The sequence below is a fragment of the Pseudomonas batumici genome, assembly GCF_036585405.1.
GTDB lineage: Bacteria > Pseudomonadota > Gammaproteobacteria > Pseudomonadales > Pseudomonadaceae > Aquipseudomonas > Aquipseudomonas batumici.
This window is the reverse complement of the sequence record NZ_CP144470.1, coordinates 4,871,666-4,888,986: the sequence shown is the minus strand read 5'-3', so window position 1 is coordinate 4,888,986 and position 17,321 is coordinate 4,871,666. Positions and strand designations below refer to the sequence as shown.

At 63.7% G+C, this 17,321-nt stretch carries 15 protein-coding genes and 1 other RNA gene; all 16 read right to left on the bottom strand.

All coding sequences use genetic code 11. From position 1 onward, the window contains the following. Window positions 1-10: 10 nt before the first annotated feature. The gene (gene ftsA / locus NUH87_RS22270) at window positions 11-1,276 is read right to left on the bottom strand and encodes a cell division protein FtsA (protein WP_040070741.1); all 1,266 of its coding nucleotides are present in this window, start codon (window positions 1,274-1,276) and stop codon (window positions 11-13) included. A gap of 14 nt (window positions 1,277-1,290) precedes the next feature. Next, window positions 1,291-2,160: a cell division protein FtsQ/DivIB gene (locus NUH87_RS22265; protein WP_338522700.1), complete on the bottom strand. Its 870-nt coding sequence runs from the start codon at window positions 2,158-2,160 to the stop codon at window positions 1,291-1,293. Between the two features lie 4 nt (window positions 2,161-2,164). Further along, entirely contained in the window at window positions 2,165-3,121 is a 957-nt protein-coding gene (locus tag NUH87_RS22260) for a D-alanine--D-alanine ligase (protein ID WP_338522699.1), read from the bottom strand. Beyond that, window positions 3,118-4,572 (bottom strand): UDP-N-acetylmuramate--L-alanine ligase, encoded by a 1,455-nt coding sequence (gene murC / locus NUH87_RS22255; protein WP_338522698.1) that lies wholly within the window; start codon window positions 4,570-4,572, stop codon window positions 3,118-3,120. Before murC ends, NUH87_RS22260 begins: the two co-directional genes overlap by 4 nt. After that, a complete protein-coding gene (gene murG, locus NUH87_RS22250; protein WP_040070749.1) occupies window positions 4,565-5,635 on the bottom strand; it encodes an undecaprenyldiphospho-muramoylpentapeptide beta-N-acetylglucosaminyltransferase in 1,071 nt (356 codons plus the stop codon). The genes murC and murG overlap by 8 nt, the downstream gene beginning before the upstream one ends. Beyond that, window positions 5,625-6,839, bottom strand: a complete 1,215-nt coding sequence (ftsW, locus tag NUH87_RS22245; RefSeq protein WP_338522697.1) for a putative lipid II flippase FtsW — start codon at window positions 6,837-6,839, stop codon at window positions 5,625-5,627. The genes murG and ftsW overlap by 11 nt, the downstream gene beginning before the upstream one ends. Continuing rightward, window positions 6,836-8,182: a UDP-N-acetylmuramoyl-L-alanine--D-glutamate ligase gene (gene murD, locus NUH87_RS22240; RefSeq protein ID WP_338522696.1), complete on the bottom strand. Its 1,347-nt coding sequence runs from the start codon at window positions 8,180-8,182 to the stop codon at window positions 6,836-6,838. Before murD ends, ftsW begins: the two co-directional genes overlap by 4 nt. A 5-nt stretch (window positions 8,183-8,187) precedes the next feature. Next, window positions 8,188-9,270 (bottom strand): phospho-N-acetylmuramoyl-pentapeptide-transferase, encoded by a 1,083-nt coding sequence (gene mraY / locus NUH87_RS22235; protein ID WP_040070754.1) that lies wholly within the window; start codon window positions 9,268-9,270, stop codon window positions 8,188-8,190. Beyond that, the gene (locus NUH87_RS22230) at window positions 9,270-10,652 is read right to left on the bottom strand and encodes a UDP-N-acetylmuramoyl-tripeptide--D-alanyl-D-alanine ligase (protein WP_338522695.1); all 1,383 of its coding nucleotides are present in this window, start codon (window positions 10,650-10,652) and stop codon (window positions 9,270-9,272) included. The genes mraY and NUH87_RS22230 overlap by 1 nt, the downstream gene beginning before the upstream one ends. Next, window positions 10,645-12,108, bottom strand: a complete 1,464-nt coding sequence (locus NUH87_RS22225; RefSeq protein WP_338522694.1) for a UDP-N-acetylmuramoyl-L-alanyl-D-glutamate--2,6-diaminopimelate ligase — start codon at window positions 12,106-12,108, stop codon at window positions 10,645-10,647. Before NUH87_RS22225 ends, NUH87_RS22230 begins: the two co-directional genes overlap by 8 nt. Continuing rightward, entirely contained in the window at window positions 12,108-13,844 is a 1,737-nt protein-coding gene (locus NUH87_RS22220; protein WP_338526896.1) for a penicillin-binding protein 2, read from the bottom strand. The genes NUH87_RS22225 and NUH87_RS22220 overlap by 1 nt, the downstream gene beginning before the upstream one ends. After that, window positions 13,844-14,137: a cell division protein FtsL gene (ftsL, locus tag NUH87_RS22215; protein WP_040070760.1), complete on the bottom strand. Its 294-nt coding sequence runs from the start codon at window positions 14,135-14,137 to the stop codon at window positions 13,844-13,846. The genes NUH87_RS22220 and ftsL overlap by 1 nt, the downstream gene beginning before the upstream one ends. Continuing rightward, window positions 14,134-15,081: a 16S rRNA (cytosine(1402)-N(4))-methyltransferase RsmH gene (gene rsmH, locus NUH87_RS22210; protein WP_422393877.1), complete on the bottom strand. Its 948-nt coding sequence runs from the start codon at window positions 15,079-15,081 to the stop codon at window positions 14,134-14,136. The genes ftsL and rsmH overlap by 4 nt, the downstream gene beginning before the upstream one ends. Then, window positions 15,078-15,533: a division/cell wall cluster transcriptional repressor MraZ gene (gene mraZ, locus NUH87_RS22205; RefSeq protein WP_040070763.1), complete on the bottom strand. Its 456-nt coding sequence runs from the start codon at window positions 15,531-15,533 to the stop codon at window positions 15,078-15,080. The genes rsmH and mraZ overlap by 4 nt, the downstream gene beginning before the upstream one ends. 310 nt (window positions 15,534-15,843) lie before the next feature. Continuing rightward, window positions 15,844-16,197, bottom strand: an RNA gene (gene rnpB, locus NUH87_RS22200) — RNase P RNA component class A. A gap of 132 nt (window positions 16,198-16,329) precedes the next feature. Then, window positions 16,330-17,184, bottom strand: coding sequence for a 16S rRNA (cytidine(1402)-2'-O)-methyltransferase (rsmI, locus tag NUH87_RS22195; RefSeq protein WP_338526894.1), 855 nt, complete (start codon window positions 17,182-17,184; stop codon window positions 16,330-16,332). Between the last annotated feature and the right edge of the window lie 137 nt (window positions 17,185-17,321).

The following is a 17,321-nucleotide window of genomic DNA, read 5'->3' as shown; positions in this document are numbered from 1 at the left end:
CTTTGAAACTTTAAAAGTTGCCCTGGACCCAGCGTTTCAAACGCTCCAGCACAGGTGCTTTCTGATCTTCATCGCGATAGTCGTTTCTGTTGCCGCCGTTGTAGCCGGACAGGGAAATGCCGTCCGACTGCTTTTGCAGCCCGTACAGCAACAGCCCCACCCCAGTTGAATAGATCGGGTTGCGGACCACGTCCGACAGACCCTTGACCGTGTGCGGAACACCCAGGCGCACCGGCATGTGGAAAATTTCTTCGGCCAGTTCGACCGCGCCTTCCATCTTCGAGGTGCCGCCGGTCAGCACGATGCCGGCCGGGATCAGGTCCTCGTAGCCGCTGCGACGCAGCTCGGCCTGGATCAGCGTGAACAGCTCGTCGTAACGCGGCTCCACCACCTCGGCCAGGGCCTGGCGGGACAGCTCGCGCGGCGGACGATCGCCGACGCTCGGCACCTTGATGGTTTCACCGGCACCGGCCAGTTTCGCCAGGGCGCAGGCGTAGCGGATCTTGATCTCTTCGGCGTACTGGGTCGGAGTGCGCAGGGCCATGGCGATGTCGTTGGTCACCTGGTCGCCGGCAATCGGGATCACCGCGGTGTGACGGATCGCGCCTTCGGTGAAGATGGCGATGTCGGTGGTGCCGCCGCCGATGTCCACCAGGCACACGCCCAGCTCTTTCTCGTCGTCGGTCAGCACCGAGTACGCGGACGCCAGTTGCTCGAGGATAATGTCGTCGATTTCCAGGCCGCAGCGACGCACGCACTTCTCGATGTTCTGCGCCGCGTTCACCGCGCAGGTGACCACGTGGACCTTGGCTTCCAGACGGACGCCGGACATGCCCAGGGGCTCGCGCACGCCTTCCTGGTTATCGATCACGTAGTCCTGCGGCAGGGTGTGCAGCACCCGCTGGTCCGCCGGGATCGCCACGGCCTGGGCCGCATCCAGCACGCGCTCGAGGTCCGCCGAGCTGACTTCGCGATCACGGATCGCGACGATGCCGTGGGAGTTCAGGCTGCGGATGTGATTGCCCGCCACACCGACGAAGGCCGAGTGGATCCGGCAGCCCGCCATCAACTGCGCTTCTTCCACGGCGCGCTGGATCGACTGCACGGTGGACTCGATGTTCACCACCACGCCCTTCTTCAGGCCGCGAGAAGGATGGGTACCGATACCGACGATTTCCAGCGTGCCATCGGCCGCGACCTCGCCCACCAGCGCCACCACCTTGGAAGTGCCGATATCCAGTCCGACGATCATTTTGCCGCTTTGCACATTTGCCATGGTCCTGCCTCTTCTCAATTCTTCGCAACGGCGGGTTTGGCCGTCGCGGGCGCCACAGGTTCCCGCCATCCGACGGCCAGGCCGTTGGAGTAGCGCAGATCGATGCTGGCAATGTTCGTAATCTGTTCTTTCAACGTTTTTTCATAAATGGCAATGAAACGGCGCATCTTCTCGACCAGATGGTCGCGGCCCAACAACAGCTCGATCCCCGGCCCCGCGCTTCCCGCGCCGGTGGTCAGGAACCAGCTGCCCCGTTCACGCAGCTCCAGCCGGGCAATCGAAAACCCCAGCGGACGCAGCATCTGACTCAACACCTGATACTGCTGCATCACCTGCTGCTGGGCCCGCTGGGGACCGAACAGCTGCGGCAGATGTTCGTAGTTCGCCAATTCCCGTGGCGCGAACGCCTGGCCCTGGTTGTTCAACAACGCCCCGTCGCCCCAGCGGGCCACCGGTAATTGCTCTTCCAGGCGGATCACCACCTGGTCCGGCCACACACGCCGGACCTCGGCGTGGGCGATCCACGGCATGGTTTCCAGCTCTGCGCGCATGCTCGCCAGGTCGATGGTGAAGAAGCTCGACGCGACGTACGGCGCGATCCGCTGCTGCACCGCCTGCTGGCTGATGTAGCTCAGGTCGCCCTGCACGTTGATCTTGCTGATCGGCCGATCCGCGTAGGGCAACAGGCGCTGGGCGCCTTCGTAGGTACCGAAGCCCAGGGCCACCAGCAGTACCGGCCACATCAGGCTTTTCAGAAAACCGAAATTGGCTTTGGGCAGGCGCACCGACATCGGCTCTTTAGCCACCATCCGGCTGGCCCCCCGCTGCACCGGCTTGTTACGGCCGGAAACGGGTGGCTGATGACGAATCTGCGCGCCGTGCATAGGATTAACCTCTTCCCTCAAAGCTTTCCGCCAGGATCGCCAGCACCAACTGCTGGAAATCCAGGCCGGCTGCCCGTGCCGCCATGGGGACCAGACTGTGGTCGGTCATGCCCGGCGCGGTGTTGACTTCCAGGAACCAGAATTGTCCGTCGGCATCCTGCATCACGTCGGCCCGGCCCCAGCCGGCGATACCGAGCGCCTCGCAGGCCTTGGCCGTGAGGTCCATCAGTTCCTTTTCCTTGGTACTGTCGAGGCCACAGGGAATCCGATACTGGGTATCGGAAGCCAGGTACTTGGCGTCGTAGTCGTAGAACGAATGCGGGGTGCCGAGGGCAATCGGCGGCAGGATCTGGTCGCGCAGGGTGGCAATGGTGAATTCCGGACCTTGAATCCACTGTTCGACCAATACTTGCGAATCGTAGGTGGCGGCGGCTTTCCAGGCGGCGATCAGATCGTCGGCGCAGGTCACCTTGGCCATCCCAATACTGGAGCCTTCATGAGCAGGTTTGACGATCAAAGGGAAACCCAGTTCCGCGCCGGCTGAAATACAGTCGGCCTCGCAGCCCAGCACGGCGTGACGCGGGGTCGGAATCCCCAGGCTGTGCCAGACCTGCTTGGTGCGCAGCTTGTCCATGGCCAGGGCCGAGGCGAGGATGCCGCTGCCGGTGTAGGGAATCCCCACGCACTCCAGCAAGCCTTGCATGCTGCCGTCTTCACCGCCGCGGCCGTGAAGGATGATAAAGGCGCGATCGATCTTCTCGTTGAGCAGGCGTTGCAGCAAATCGTCGCCGACATCGATACCGAAGGCGTCGACCCCGGCGCTTTGCAGCGCTTGCAGCACCGCGTTGCCGGACTTCAGCGACACCTCGCGCTCGGCGCTCTTGCCGCCGAACAGCACGGCGACGCGGCCGAAGGCTTTCGGATCGACGGTCGAGAACAGGTTGGCGTAGGCAGCACTCATTTCGATTTCCCCTGGCTGGCTACCGCACTGACGAACAGCGGGCTGTTGAGCAGTTGCGGGGCAAGGCCACCGATATCGCCGGCGCCCTGGCACAGCAGGATGTCACCGGGCAGCAGCAGCGGCTTGACCAGCGGCGCAAGATCCACGCCACGCTCGATATAGATCGGGTCGAGCTGGCCACGCTGGCGAATGCTGCGGCACAGCTGGCGGCTGTCCGCGCCCGGAATCGCTTCTTCGCCGGCCGGATAGACTTCCATCAGCAGCAGGACATTGGCGTCGGCCAGCACCTGGACGAAATCGTCGTACAAGTCGCGGGTACGGGTGTAGCGGTGTGGCTGGTAGACCATCACCAGACGGCGCTCCGGCCAGCCGCCGCGCACGGCCTTGATCACCGCCGCGACTTCGGTCGGGTGGTGACCGTAGTCGTCCACCAGCATCACGCTGCCGCCGTCCACCGGCAGTTCGCCGTAGACCTGGAAGCGTCGACCGACGCCCTGGAAGCCCGACAGGCCCTGGACAATGGCTTCGTCGCTGATGCCCTCGTCAGAGGCGATGGCGATGGTTGCCAGGGAATTGAGCACGTTGTGGTTGCCCGGCATGTTCACCGACACGTCCAGCGGCTCGCGGTCGCGGCGCAGCACGGTGAAGTGGGTCTGCATGCCGGCCTGGCGGATATTGATCGCACGCACGTCGGCGTCTTCGTGCACCCCGTAGGTCACGGTGGGACGGGCGATCTGCGGGAGGATCTCACGCACCACCGGGTCATCCAGGCACACCACGGCCAAACCGTAGAACGGCAGGTTATGGAGGAACTCGACGAAGGTTTTCTTCAGCTTGCTGAAGTCGCCTTCGTAGGTGTCCATGTGGTCGGCGTCGATGTTGGTAACCACGGCCACCAGCGGCTGCAAGTGCAGGAAGCTGGCGTCGCTTTCATCGGCTTCGGCGATCAGGTAGCGGCTGGTGCCGAGCTGGGCATTGGTACCCGCGGCATTCAGCCGGCCACCGATGACGAAGGTCGGATCGAGGCCGCCGGCGGCGAACACCGAGGCGATCAGGCTGGTGGTGGTGGTCTTGCCGTGGGTACCGGCGACGGCGATGCCGTGGCGATAGCGCATCAGCTCGGCCAGCATCTCGGCCCGTGGCACCACGGGAATACGCCGCTCCAGGGCCGTGGCGACTTCCGGGTTGGACTTGTTCACGGCGCTGGACACCACCAGCACATCGGCCTGGGCGGCGTTCTCGGCGCGGTGACCGATATAGATGTGGGCACCGAAGGATTCCAGGCGCTCGGTCACCGGCGAAGTCTTGAGGTCGGAACCGGAGACGTCATAGCCCAGGTTCAACAACACTTCGGCGATACCGCACATGCCCACGCCACCGATACCGACGAAGTGGATACGGCGGATACGGCGCATTTCCGGTTGCGGTATGGCTTTCTGACTCTCAACCATGGGCCACCTCCAGGCAGATCTCGACCACGGTGCGGGTGGCATCTGGCTTGGCCAGACGGCGGGCGGTAAGCGCCATGCTGTTCAGTCGTTCCGGTTGCATCAAAACCTCTGTCAGGCGTGCCGCCAGGTCGGCGGCGCCAGTCGTTCTTTGCGGCAGCAGGAAGGCAGCGCCCTCCCCGGCCAGATATTCGGCATTGCGGGTCTGGTGATCGTCGATCGCATGGGGCAAGGGCACCAGCAACGAGGGCAGACCGGCGGCGGCCAGTTCACTGACGGTCAAGGCGCCGGCGCGGCAGACCACCAGGTCGGCCCAGCCATAGGCTTGGGCCATGTCTTTGATAAAGGGCGCCACTTGCGCCTCGACGCCGACCGCCTGGTAGCGTTCGGCGGTGATTTCGTCGTGATTGCGCCCGGCCTGGTGGAACACTTCCGGGCGGTACTCGGCCGGCACCTGCGCCAGGGCTTCGGGCAACAGCTTGTTCAACGGTTCGGCCCCCAGGCTGCCGCCGAGGATCAGCAAGCGCGCGCGGCGTCCGGCCAGGGCCTGGCGCGGGGTTTCCAGGAACAGTTCGCTGCGCACCGGATTACCGGTGGTCCGCCGTTTGCCCGAGGCGCCGAAGGTATTCGGGAAAGCTTCGCAGACCCGGGTCGCCAACGGCACCAGCAACCGATTGGCGGTACCGGCCACGGCGTTCTGTTCGTGAACGATCACCGGGATACCGGCCATCCGCGCGGCCACGCCGCCGGGGCCGGTGACGTAGCCGCCAAAGCCCAGCACGCACACGGGCTTGAGTTCACGCATGACCTTGCGCGCCTGCCACACCGCCTTGAGCAGGACGAACGGCGCCTTGAGCAGCGACAGCTTGCCCTTGCCCCGCAGGCCGCTGACCTGGATCAGATGCAGCGGCAGGCCGGCGCCCGGCACCAGGTCGTTCTCGATGCCACGCGGTGTGCCCAACCAGTGCACGTCGAAGCCCCGCGCCTGGAATTCCCGCGCACAGGCCAGCGCCGGGAAGACGTGCCCGCCGGTACCGCCGGCCATGATCAGCACTTTAGCGTCCATGGGGCGACTCCTCGGCGAAGTCACTTTCATCGAACTCCATCTCTTCGCTGCCCAGGTGGGTTCGACTCTCCCACTCGATACGCAGCAACAAGCCGAGACAGGCACAGCAGATCACCAGCGAACTGCCGCCGTAACTGAGGAACGGCAGGGTCAGGCCCTTGGTCGGCAACAGGCCGACGTTCACACCGATATTGATCAGGAATTGACCGATCCACAGGAACGCCAGGCCGTAGGCCATATAGGCGGCAAAGAACTGCTTGGCCTTTTCCGCCCACAGGCCGATGTACATGGCCCGCACACTGACGAAGACGAACAGCGCGACCGTGGCCAGCGAACCCACCGCACCCAGCTCTTCGGCCAGCACGGAGAACACGAAGTCGGTGTGGGCCTCGGGTAGGTAGAACTGCTTCTGCACGCTGTTGCCCAGGCCCACGCCGAGCCATTCGCCGCGACCGAAGGCGATCAGCGCCTGGGTCAACTGGTAGCCGGAGCCGAACTGGTCGGCCCAGGGGTCGGTAAAGGTAGTCAGGCGCGCCATCCGGTAAGGTTGCGCCTTGATCAGCACCACCACCGCCACCACCGCGAGCAGGACCATCAGGCCGAAGCGCAACAGCCCGACCCCGCCGAGGAACAGCATCGCCGCCGCCGCGCCCATCATCACCACGGTGGCCCCGAAGTCCGGTTCCATCAGCAACAGCCCGGCCATCGGTAGCAAGACGATGAACGGCTTGAAGAAGCCCATCCAGCTTTCCCGCACTTCCTTCTGTCGCCGTACCAGGTAACCGGCGAGGTAGATCACCACGAAGACCTTGGCGACCTCCGAAGGCTGCACGTTGAAGAAGCTGAAACCGATCCAGCGCATCGAACCGTTCACCTCGCGGCCGATGCCCGGCAGGAGCACCATGACCAGCAGGCCGAAGGCGCCCACCAGCATCATGAAGCCCATGCGCTGCCAGGTGGCGATCGGCACCATCATGGTGGCGATGCAGGCGCCCAAACCGAGGACCATGTAGATCAGGTGGCGAATCATGTGGTACAGCGCGTTGCCCGACTGCACGGCGGCGACTTCCGACGACGCCGAGGTGATCATGACCAGCCCCAGCCCCAGCAGTCCCAGGGCACCGGCCAGCATCGCGAAATCAACGTCGACGCCACGACCGCTGATGATTGGCGACGGGTAAGGCTTGAGAATGTTGAAATTCACGCCAACCCCTCCACTGCCTGGGCGAACAGGCGCCCGCGTTCTTCGTAATTCTTGAACATGTCCAGGCTCGCGCAGGCCGGCGACAGCAACACAGCGTCACCCGACTCGGCCAGTTCGGCACAACGTTGCACCGCCTCTTCAAGGGTCTGCACACGGATCAGCGGCACACTGTCACCCAAGGCCTCGGCCAGGCGCTCGGCATCCCGACCGAGCAGCACCACCGCCCGGCAGTTGGCCGCGACCGGGCCGCGCAGGCCGGCGAAATCCGCGCCCTTGCCGTCGCCACCGGCGATCAGCACCAGTTTGCCGGCAATGTCGGCCCCCAGGCCTTCGATGGCGGCCAGGGCCGCACCGACGTTGGTGGCCTTGGAGTCGTTGTAGTAATTCACGCCCTTCAACTCGCGCACCCATTGGCAGCGATGTTCAAGGCCGGCGAACGTGCGCAGGCTCGACAACATGGCATCGAACGGCAGCCCGACCGCATGGCCCAGGGCCAGGGCCGCCAGGGCATTGGCCTGGTTGTGGGCGCCGCGAATACGCAGCTCGCTCACCGGCATCAGGTTCTGGAATTCGAAGGCCAGGTACTTCTCGCCGTTCTCTTCGCGCAGGCCGAAGGCCTTGAAGTCCGGTTTGCCCAGGCCGAAGGTCCAGCACGGCAGGCCTTCGCTCATCAGCGGCCGGGACAGCGCGTCCTGGCGGTTGACCACCACCTGCCTGGCCCCACGGAAGATCCGGTGCTTGGCCAGGTGATAGGCCGGCAGGCCGCTGTAGCGGTCCATATGGTCTTCGCTGACATTGAGCACGGTAGCCACTTCGGCACCGAGGTGGTCCGTGGTCTCCAGCTGGAAGCTCGACAGCTCCATCACGTACAGCTCGACGTCGTCGCTGAGCAGGTCCAGCGCCGGGGTACCGAGGTTGCCGCCGACCGCGACCCGCTTGCCGGCCGCCGCCGCCATCTCGCCCACCAGGGTGGTGACGGTGCTTTTCGCATTGGAGCCGCTGATGGCGACAATCGGCGCCTTCGCGTTACGCGCAAACAGCTCGATGTCGCCGGACAATTTCACCCCACGGGCGGCCGCGGCCTGCAGGGCCGGGGTCGCCAGGGCCAGGCCGGGGCTCACGTAGAGCTCGTCGGCACGGCAGAGGAATTCCACGTCCAGCTCGCCACAACGCACTTCCACCTGCGGGTAGTCACGGCGCAGCGTGGCCAGCTCCGGCGGGTTGTCCCGCGTATCGGCCACCGCAAAGGCAACGCCCCGGCTCGCCAGGAAGCGAACCAGGGACATGCCGCTCTTGCCGAGGCCGACAATGATGCGGAAATGGTCAGAAGCGATCAGCGACACGGGTTCTACCTCAGCTTCAACGTGGCAAGGCCGATCAGCACCAGAATCACGGTGATGATCCAGAAACGGACGATCACCCGCGGCTCGGGCCAGCCCTTGAGTTCAAAGTGGTGGTGAATCGGCGCCATGCGGAACACACGGCGACCGGTCAGTTTGAAAGAAGCCACCTGGATCACCACCGACAGGGTTTCCATCACGAACACCCCGCCCATGATGAACAGGACGATTTCCTGGCGGACGATCACCGCGATGGTGCCCAGGGCCGCGCCCAGCGCCAGTGCGCCGACGTCGCCCATGAAGACCTGGGCCGGATAGGTGTTGAACCAGAGGAAGCCCAGGCCGGCACCGATCAACGCGCCGCAGAACACGATCAGCTCGCCCGCGCCCGGGACGTAGGGAATCAGCAGGTATTCGGCGAACTTCACGTTACCCGACAGGTAGCAGAAGATCCCCAGCGCGCCGCCGACCATCACCGTCGGCATGATCGCCAGGCCGTCGAGGCCGTCGGTCAGGTTGACCGCGTTGCTCGAACCGACGATGACCAGGTAGGTCAGCACCACGAAGCCCACGCCCAGGGGAATGCTGACATCCTTGAGCATCGGTACGATCAGGGTGGTCTCGACCGGGGTTTGCGCGGTCATGAACAGGAAGATCGCCGCCCCCAGGCCGAACACCGATTGCCAGAAATATTTCCAGCGGCTCGGCAGGCCACGGGAGTTCTTCTCGATCACCTTGCGGTAGTCGTCCACCCAGCCGATGGCACCGAACAGCAGGGTGACCAGCAGGACCACCCAGACATAACGGTTGTGCAGGTCAGCCCACAGCAGGGTGCTGATACCGATGGCCGAGAGAATCAAGGCACCGCCCATGGTCGGTGTACCGGACTTGGACAGGTGCGATTGCGGGCCGTCGTTACGCACGGCCTGGCCGATCTGGCGGTTCTGCAACGTGCGGATCATCCAGGGACCCAGGCACAGTGACAGAGACAACGCGGTCAGTACCCCGAGAATCCCGCGCAGGGTCAGGTACTGAAAGACCGCGAAGCCTTTGTAGAACTGTTGCAGGTACTCCGCTAGCAGCAGCAGCATTAATGCTTCTCTCCCTTGTGTTCGTCAGAAGCAGGCCCGCACAAAGCCGCCACGATGTTTTCCATCGCAGCGCTGCGCGAGCCCTTGATCAAAATGGTGGTGTCAGTGTCTTGCTCGGCGCCCAGCGCTTCGATCAGATCGGCCTGGGTGGCGAAATGACGGGCGTGTGGGCCAAAGGCGTTGACGGCATGAACCATCATCGGTCCCACCGCATACAGCGCTGAAACCTTGTCGGCGGCATAAGCGCCTACTTCACGATGTCCTTGCTCCGCCCACGCGCCCAACTCGCCGATATCTCCGAGCACCAGAACGGTGCGGCCGGAAAAGCCGGCGAGTATATCAACGGCAGCGCAGATTGAGGCAGGGTTGGCGTTGTATGTGTCGTCAATGACACGAATGCCATTGATTGCTAATTGCGCTACCGCACGACCCTTGACCGGCTGCACTGCTTCCAGCCCGGCGACTATACCCGGCAGGGCAACGCCCAGGGCGTGGGCGGCCGCGGCAGCAGCCAGGGCATTGGCCACATTATGGTTGCCCAGCAGGTTCAACTGGACCCGGGCACTGCCCAGCGGACTGTGCAGTTCGAAACCCGGGCAGCCGCGCGGGTCGCGGGAAATCTGTCCGCCATGGAAGTCGGCGGCAGTATTTTCAAGGGCAAAACTCAGGACCTTGCGACCGGCGGCACGGGTTTTCCAAATACCGAAAGCCTTGTCGTCCAGGTTGAGGACCGCGATGCCATCGGCCTGCAGCCCTTCAATGATCTCGCCCTTGGCCTCGACGATCTTCTCGGGGCCACCGAACTCGCCGACATGGGCGGTTCCGGCATTGTTCAAGACGGCCACATGGGGCTTGGTCATGGCGACGGTATAGGCGATCTCGCCAACACGCGACGCCCCCAACTCGATCACCGCGGCGCTGTGTTCCGGGGCCAGTTCGAGCAGGGTCAGCGGCACGCCCAGGTCGTTGTTCAGGTTGCCGCGGGTCGCCAGGACCGGCCCACCGGTACGCAGGATGCTCGCGAGCAGTTCCTTGACCGTGGTCTTGCCGCTGGAGCCGGTGATGGCCGCCACTGGTCGAGTAAAGGCGGCGCGGTTCAATGCACCCAGTTGGCCCAGGGCCAGACGGCTGTCGGCGACCAGCAACTGTGGCAGCTTGCTACCGGTCACTTCACGCTCGACCAAGGCCGCAACGGCGCCTTTGGCGGCGACATCCTCCAGGTAATCGTGACCGTCGAAACGCGGCCCGGCCAGCGCGACGAACAACTGGCCCGGCTGAATCGCCCGGCTGTCGATGCTCACGCCGTTGAAGCTGGCATCGCTCGACACCAGGCGAGCCGACAGCGCGCCGGCCACTTCACTGAGCTTCATCGCTTCAAGCATGGGCAGCCTCCCAGGCGTCCAGGGCCTTGGTGGCCTCGACCAGATCGGAGAAGTCATGGCGCTCGCCGTTGATTTCCTGATAGTCCTCATGGCCTTTGCCGGCCAGGACGATCACGTCATCGACCGAAGCACCGGCAATCAGTTCGGCGATGGCCAGGCCGCGACCGGCGACGAAACGGACTTTGTCCGCGGCCACGAAGCCCGTGCGGATATCGTCGAAGATCCGCGAAGGGTCTTCAGTTCGAGGGTTGTCATCGGTGACCAGCACGCCATCGGCCAGACGCTCGACCACTTCAGCCATCAGCGGGCGCTTGCCGCGATCACGGTCGCCGCCACAGCCGAACAGGCAGAGCAACCGGCCCTTGGCGTGGGGACGCAGGGCCAGCAGGACTTTTTCCAGGGCATCCGGGGTGTGGGCGTAGTCGACCACCACCAATGGCCGGGCACCGCCGCCCAGGCGTTGCATACGACCGGCCGGTCCTTCGAGCTGCGGCAGTACCCGCAGGATCTCGTCCAGCGGGTAATCCAGGCCCAGCAAGGCACCGACCGCCGCCAGCAGATTGCTCAGGTTGAAGCGCCCGAGCAGCGACGCGCGCAGGTGATGCTCGCCTTGCGGCGTCACCAGCGTGGCGCGCACACCGTCATCGCTGAATTGGCTTTCGCGGCAATACAGGTAGGCGCCAGGGTCTTCCTGGCTGTAGGTCAGCAGGCGCGATTCATGTTTTTCAGCGGCCAGTTTGCGACCGAACTCATCGTCGATATTGATGACGCGGCAGCTCAGGTCGGCCCAGTTGAACAGCTTGGCCTTGGCCGCGCCATAGGCTTGCATGCTGCCGTGATAATCCAGGTGGTCGCGGGACAGGTTGGTAAACACCGCCACGTCGAACGCCAGCGCGGTCACCCGGCCCTGGTCCAGGCCGTGGGAAGACACTTCCATGGCAACGGCCTTGGCCCCGGCCTTCTTCAAGTCGGCCAGGCTCGCCTGGACGGCAATCGGGTCCGGCGTGGTCAGCATCCCGCTCTGCAGCGCACCGTGGAAGCCGGTGCCGAGGGTGCCGAGAATGCCACAATGCTGGCCCAGCAGATCCAGGGCCTGGGCAATCAACTGGCTGACGCTGGTCTTGCCGTTGGTGCCGGTCACGCCCACCAGGTTCAACTGGCGGCTCGGATCGCCATAGAAACGCCCGGCGATATCGGACAGTTGCGCGGCCAGGCCCTTGACCGGGATCAGCGGCACATCGGTGATCGGCAGCACGGTGGCGCCTTCCACTTCATAGGCGACCGCCGCCGCGCCGCGCTGCAAGGCGTCGGCAATGTGATTGCGACCGTCGACCTTGGCGCCCGGCACCGCCAGGAACAGGTCGCCGGCGCGGACCTTGCGGCTGTCCAGCGCCAGCTCGCGAATCAGCAGATCGCGACCGGCGTGGGCAAAAATCTTGTTCAGGCTCAGGGACATCAACCACGTCCTCCTTTGACCGGGACAGGCGCGACAACAGCCTGCTGTTGCGGCGTTGTCGGCAGATTGTCGGGGATGACGTTCATCAGGCGCAGGGTGCCGGACATGACTTTGCTGAAGACCGGTGCCGAGACCAGGCCACCGAAGTAACCGGCCTTGCTCGGTTCATCGATCACCACCACGATGGCATAGCGCGGGTCGCTCATCGGGCCGAAACCGGCGAACAGGGAACGGTAGGCGTTTTCCTCATAGCCCTTGGAGGCCGTCGAGGTCTTGCGCGCCGTACCCGACTTGCCGGCCACATGATAGGCCGGGACTTGCGCACGCCAGACACCGCGCGGCGCCTCGATCACTTGTTGCAACATACCTTGCATGGTCTTGGCGACATTTTCCGGGATAACCTGGGTACCCTCGGGGATCTTGTCGGACTTGATCAGGGTCAGCGGCACGATCTTGCCATTGTTGGCCAGGGCCGAGAACGCGTGCACCAGTTGGATCGCGGTGATCGACAGGCCGTAGCCGTAGGACAGGGTCGCGGTCTCGGCCTTGCGCCATTCGCGGTAGTTCGGCAGGTTGCCGACCCGCTCGCCCGGGAAGCCCAGGCCGGTGTCCTGGCCGAGGCCGACTTTCTGCATCACGCGGAAAATCGCTTCGCCGCCGATATCGAAGGCGACCTTGCTCATGCCCACGTTACTGGAGTTGATCAAGATGCCGGTCAGGTCGAGTACCGGGCCTTCGGTCTTGGACACGTCACGAATGGTGTATTTGCCCAGCTGCAGGGTACCCGGATAGACCTCCACCGTATCGCTGGGCTTCCAGCGTCCGGTTTCCAGGGCCGCGCTCATGGAGATCGGCTTCATGGTCGAACCCGGCTCGAACACGTCGATCATCGCGCGGTTGCGCATCATCGCCGGTTGCAGGTTGCGACGGTTGTTCGGGTTGTAGGTCGGCTGGTTGACCATGGCGAGGATCTCACCGGTCTTCACATCCATGATCACCAGGCTGCCGGCCTTGGCGCCGTTTTCCACCAGGGCGTTGCGCAGCTCGCGGTTGGCCAGGTATTGCAGGCGCAGGTCAATCGACAACGCCAAGGGCTTGCCGGCCTTGGCGTTCTTGGTGACCTGGACATCCTTGATCAGCCGGCCGCGCCGGTCCTTGATCACCTGTCGCTTGCCCGGCACCCCGGCCAGCCACTCGTCATAGGCCAGTTCCACGCCTTCGCGGCCGTGGTCGTCGATGTCGGTAAAGCCGACCATGTGGGCCGCCACTTCGCCGGCCGGATAGAACCGCCGGAACTCCTCGATGCCGTAGACACCGGGCACCTTGAGGTCGAGCACGGCCTGGCCCTGCTCCGGGGTCAGGCCCCGGACCAGGTAGATGAATTCCTTGTTGGCCTGTTGTTCCAGGCGTTCGGTCAGCTGCTTCGGATCCTGCCCGAGGGCCATGGCCAGCGCCGGCCAGCGGTCCTTGGCCAGTTGCATTTCCTTGGCGTTGGCCCACAGCGTGGTCACCGGGGTACTGACGGCCAGGGGCTCGCCATTACGGTCGGTGATCAGGCCGCGGTGCGCCGGGATCGGGATATGCCGCATGCTGCGCGCATCGCCCTGGCCAATCAGGAACGCCCGGTCGATGACCTGCAGGTCGACGATCTTCCAACTGATATAACCGACCATGATCGCCAGTGCACCGAGCACCACGCGGAAGCGCCACGGATAGAGCGCGCCTTCGAGCTTCATCATGGCGCCACCATCCTGACTTCGGATGGGCTGGGGATGCGCATCTTCAGTTGTTCTGTGGCCAGGGTTTCGATCCGGCTGTGGGCGGTCCAGGTGCTCTGCTCGAGGATCAGGCGCCCCCATTCGGCCTGGGCCTTGTCGCGCACGCTCAGCTCGTTGTAGAGCGAGTTGAGCAACTGACGGTTCCAGTGCGCGCTGTAGGCCACGCCGATGGCGGATACCAGCACGGCGATAAACAGCAGGAACATGAAAAAGCTTCCGCCCGGAAGTGGCTTGGCGTAGAGCTTGCTCACCGCAACTTCTCCGCGACACGCATCACGGCGCTGCGCGCACGTGGGTTGGCTTTGAGTTCTGCTTCGGAAGCGAACTGGGCCTTGCCATGCACCTTGATCCGCGGCTCGAAAGCCTGGTGCCGGACCGGCAGGTTGCGTGGCAGGTTGTCGCTTTCGCCCTTGACCAGGCGCCGCATGAACAGCTTGACGATACGGTCTTCCAGCGAATGGAAGCTGATCACCACCAGGCGACCGCCGACTTCCAGGGCGTCGAGCGCCGCTTCGAGGCCGGTTTCGAGATCGCCCAGTTCATTGTTGACGTGGATGCGCAGGCCCTGGAAAGCCCGGGTTGCCGGGTGCTTGCCCTTTTCCCAGGCCGGGTTGGCGGCCTTCAGCACTTCGGCCAGGTCGGCCGTGCGCTCGAAGGGCTTGATTTCACGGCGCTCGACCAGCGCCCGGGCCATGCGGCCGGAGAAACGCTCTTCGCCGTACTCCTTGAACACCCGGGCAATTTCTTCCGCCGGCGCGGTGGCGATGAACTCGGCGGCACTGACGCCACGGGACGGGTCCATGCGCATGTCCAGCGGGCCGTCATTCATGAAACTGAAGCCACGCTCGGGATCGTCGAGCTGCGGCGAGGACACCCCCAGGTCCAGCAGGATGCCGTTGACCTTGCCGGCCATGTTGCGTTCGGCGATTTCCGAGCCCAGCTCGGCAAAGCTGCGCTGCACAACGACAAAGCGGCCGTCTTCGGCCGCTAGCGCTTGCCCGGTGGCAATCGCCTGAGGATCCTTGTCGAATCCGAGAAGTCGGCCACCCGGCCCCAGCTTGCTGAGGATCAGCCGGCTGTGCCCGCCACGACCGAAGGTGCCATCCAGATAGCAGCCATCAGGGCGTACGGCGAGAGCCTCGACGGCTTCGTCAAGCAGTACGGTGATGTGGTTGAAGCCGCTATCAATAGTCACAGGATCAGATCACGCAGTTCATCAGGCATGGCGCCCGGTTGTTGAATAGCCGCCAGGTCCGCTGCAGATATAGCGTTCCAGGCGTCCTCGTCCCACAGTTGAAACTTGTTCAGTTGGCCCACCAGCATCGCGCGCTTGTCCAGCTTCGCGTACTCGCGCAGGCGCGGCGGCACCAGGAAACGGCCGCTGCTGTCGAGCTCGAGGTCGACAGCATTACCAATCAGCAAACGTTGCAGCCGGCGGTTCTCTTCCCGCAACGACGGCAACGCACGCAGCTTGGTTTCAATCAGTTCCCACTCATCGAGCGGGTATACGCACAAACAGGGGTCCGCGGCATCGATGGTAACGATCAATTGGCCGGAACTACGCGAATCGAGCTCGTCACGGTACCGGCTCGGCATGGCGAGACGGCCCTTGGCATCGAGACTGATAGCGTTAGCTCCGCGAAACACAGTTGCGTTTCTCCAAATATTAGCGTTTTACGTCCAAAAAACCCACTTCATGCCACTTTCCTCCACTTGCGCACACTATAGGAATGCGCCCACCACACCGTCAAGGCGCGGTCCTAAGGAAAAGCCTTACAGAACGGAGATTTAGGAGCATAAAGGGGGGTATTTCGACAATCGGGAGAGTGTTTCTGGAGACGAACTTCAACACACTGAGAATCTTGAGCGTGGAAGTTAAAGTGATTTATCAAGAGTAAGATTTTTTCGGTATTACAAATGCGCTTCTGCCAGCGATTGCGTGCAGGGAAGGAAAGAGGTGGAGAGTCGATCTGTAAGCCGGGTTCTGTCGAGGACAGTCATTCCTCTACGATGGCCATCACTGGACATCTTTAGCAACCTACCCGGTTCCAGCGCGGGCCACGCCTAGGAACCCTATTTGGTCTTGCTCCGAGTGGGGTTTACCTAGCCACGAACTGTTGCCAGTCGTGCGGTGCGCTCTTACCGCACCTTTTCACCCTTACCGGCGCCGAAGCGCTTAGGCGGTTATTTTCTGTGGCACTTTCCGTAGGCTCACGCCTCCCAGGCATTACCTGGCACTCCGCCCTATGGAGCCCGGACTTTCCTCCCCCCCCTAATTTTCATAGGGGGCAGCGACTGTCCAATCGACTCTCCGCTGCGAAGGTTACCGACACATGCCCTGAAGGACAAGCTTTAAAGGCGTTGCACGGGCCGGTGTTGTCCCGGCAAACACTGCCAGGACGGATCCCACACTTTGATAGGATCCAACCGACACCCGGATCAGTCAGGCATTTTTCTGCCGATCCAGCGCCACCTGGTACAGCAGGTTCTTGCGCACCCCGGTAATCTCCGCCGCCAGGGCCGCGGCCCGCTTGAGCGGCATCTCCTGGAGCAACAGGTCGAGGATACGCATGGCCTCGCTGCCGACCGCGTCGTCGTTTTCCGGCGCCGTCCAGCCGGCGACCAGCACCACGCACTCGCCGCGTTGCTGGTTGGCATCCGCCTCGACAAAGGCGCGCAGCTCGCTCAGGGGCAGCCCCTTGAGGGTTTCGAAGGTCTTGGTCAACTCACGAGCCAGCAGTGCCGGGCGCTCGGCGCCGAAGACCGCTTCCAGATCCTGCAGGCATTCGAGGATCCGATGCGGCGCTTCATAGAAGATCAGCGTACGCGGCTCTTCCTTCAGCAACTCCAGGCGCGCCCGCCGCCCCGCCGCCTTGGCCGGCAGGAAACCTTCGAAGATGAAACGGTCGGAAGGCAGGCCCGCCGCCGAGAGCGCGGCGATCAACGCGCAAGCTCCGGGAACCGGAACTACACTGATCCCTGCCGCCCGCGCCTGACGCACCAGGTGATAACCGGGATCGGAAATCAACGGCGTGCCCGCATCCGAGATCAGGGCCACGTCCTCGCCCGCCAGTAACCTGGCGATGAAACGGCTGCCTTCGTCACGTTCGTTGTGCTCGTGACAGGCCGCAAGCGGTGTCGTAATCCCGAAGTGCTGCAGCAATCTGAGTGAGTGACGGGTGTCTTCCGCGGCAATCAGGGACACCTCGCGCAACACTTTCATGGCTCGCGCACTGATGTCATCCAGGTTGCCAATGGGCGTCGCCACCACATAAAGCGAGCCGACAGCGGAATTCAAAGCACCTGGAGCAGTCAAAGCGCACACCTCGAGAAGAACGAAAACGCCATTGTAGCGCGTAGCCGTCCTGCCGATACGCTTCACAACGGCGGGTGCACGCCCGGCAAGCGCGCGATTCGTGCGCCGCGACACGCTTT

Excerpts from the sequence above, each read along its gene's own strand:
- NUH87_RS22230 (WP_338522695.1), bottom strand. The coding sequence starts at position 10,652 with ATGCTTGAAGCGATGAAGCTCAGTGAAGTGGCCGGCGCGCTGTCGGCT.
- NUH87_RS22265 (WP_338522700.1), bottom strand. The coding sequence starts at position 2,160 with ATGCACGGCGCGCAGATTCGTCATCAGCCACCCGTTTCCGGCCGTAAC.
- murG (WP_040070749.1), bottom strand. The coding sequence starts at position 5,635 with ATGGACGCTAAAGTGCTGATCATGGCCGGCGGTACCGGCGGGCACGTC.
- ftsA (WP_040070741.1), bottom strand. The coding sequence starts at position 1,276 with ATGGCAAATGTGCAAAGCGGCAAAATGATCGTCGGACTGGATATCGGC.
- NUH87_RS22220 (WP_338526896.1), bottom strand. The coding sequence starts at position 13,844 with ATGAAGCTCGAAGGCGCGCTCTATCCGTGGCGCTTCCGCGTGGTGCTC.
- murC (WP_338522698.1), bottom strand. The coding sequence starts at position 4,572 with ATGGTTGAGAGTCAGAAAGCCATACCGCAACCGGAAATGCGCCGTATC.
- NUH87_RS22260 (WP_338522699.1), bottom strand. The coding sequence starts at position 3,121 with ATGAGTGCTGCCTACGCCAACCTGTTCTCGACCGTCGATCCGAAAGCC.
- mraY (WP_040070754.1), bottom strand. The coding sequence starts at position 9,270 with ATGCTGCTGCTGCTAGCGGAGTACCTGCAACAGTTCTACAAAGGCTTC.
- NUH87_RS22225 (WP_338522694.1), bottom strand. The coding sequence starts at position 12,108 with ATGTCCCTGAGCCTGAACAAGATTTTTGCCCACGCCGGTCGCGATCTG.